Origin of the sequence: Paenibacillus yanchengensis, assembly GCF_042684845.1 — a bacterium.
In the GTDB taxonomy this organism is placed as follows: domain Bacteria; phylum Bacillota; class Bacilli; order Paenibacillales; family Paenibacillaceae; genus Pristimantibacillus; species Pristimantibacillus yanchengensis.
In genome coordinates this window covers 1-833 of sequence record NZ_JBHUMH010000001.1, presented here as the reverse complement: position 1 = coordinate 833, position 833 = coordinate 1, and the positions used below count along the sequence as shown (strand labels likewise).

The following is an 833-nucleotide window of genomic DNA, read 5'->3' as shown; positions in this document are numbered from 1 at the left end:
AAGGTGGGGTAGATGATTGGGGTGAAGTCGTAACAAGGTAGCCGTATCGGAAGGTGCGGCTGGATCACCTCCTTTCTAAGGAAATACCCTTCTCAGTAGAAGAAGGATAAGGAAACGTAAGTTTCCACCCGTGTTACTCACTCGTTGTCAGTTTTGAAAGAACAAAGCCTTTGCTTGTAAAAGCGGAGTAGCGTTGTCTTTTCATAGGAAGTAAACACCGTTTGGTGGCGATGGCGGAGGGGAACCACACGTACCCATCTCGAACACGACCGTTAAGTCCTCCAGCGCCGATGGTACTTGAACCGCAGGGTTCTGGGAGAGTAGGATGCTGCCAAGCGGGTATTATACCCTAATTGCACCTTGAAAACTGGATAGGAACAAACAAGCAAGACACATCGAAGCTGAAGTTCAAGCGTGTAACGATGTATAAGTATCTTATGCAAATAAGTACTTCTATATGGTTATGCGAACCTTGTTCATAGCCTTATTGCTGTGGCAAGATANAACGATACTGCCTCGGGGAGCTGTAAGCAAGCGTTGATCCGGGGATTTCCGAATGGGGAAACCCAGCTGTCGTAATGGGCAGTTACTCCTAACTGAATCCATAGGTTAGGGTGAGGCATACCAGGGGAACTGAAACATCTAAGTACCCTGAGGAAGAGAAAACAAAAGTGATTCCGTCAGTAGCGGCGAGCGAACGCGGAACAGCCCAAACCAAAGAGCTTGCTCTTTGGGGTTGTAGGACGTCTCACATGGAGTTACAAAGGTGTTTGCTAGGTGAAGAGATCTGGAAAGGTCCGCTAGAAGAGGTAAAAGCCCTGTAGCCCAAAGCA

Annotated in this window: 3 rRNA genes; all 3 read left to right on the top strand. The window is 47.8% G+C overall.

Going from position 1 to position 833, the window contains the following annotated elements:
- Positions 1 to 75 (top strand): 16S ribosomal RNA (locus ACFSTH_RS00015); the annotation flags it as partial.
- Positions 76 to 220: 145 nt separating this feature from the next.
- Positions 221 to 337 (top strand): 5S ribosomal RNA (gene rrf, locus ACFSTH_RS00010).
- Between the two features lie 108 nt (positions 338 to 445).
- Positions 446 to 833 (top strand): 23S ribosomal RNA (locus ACFSTH_RS00005); the annotation flags it as partial.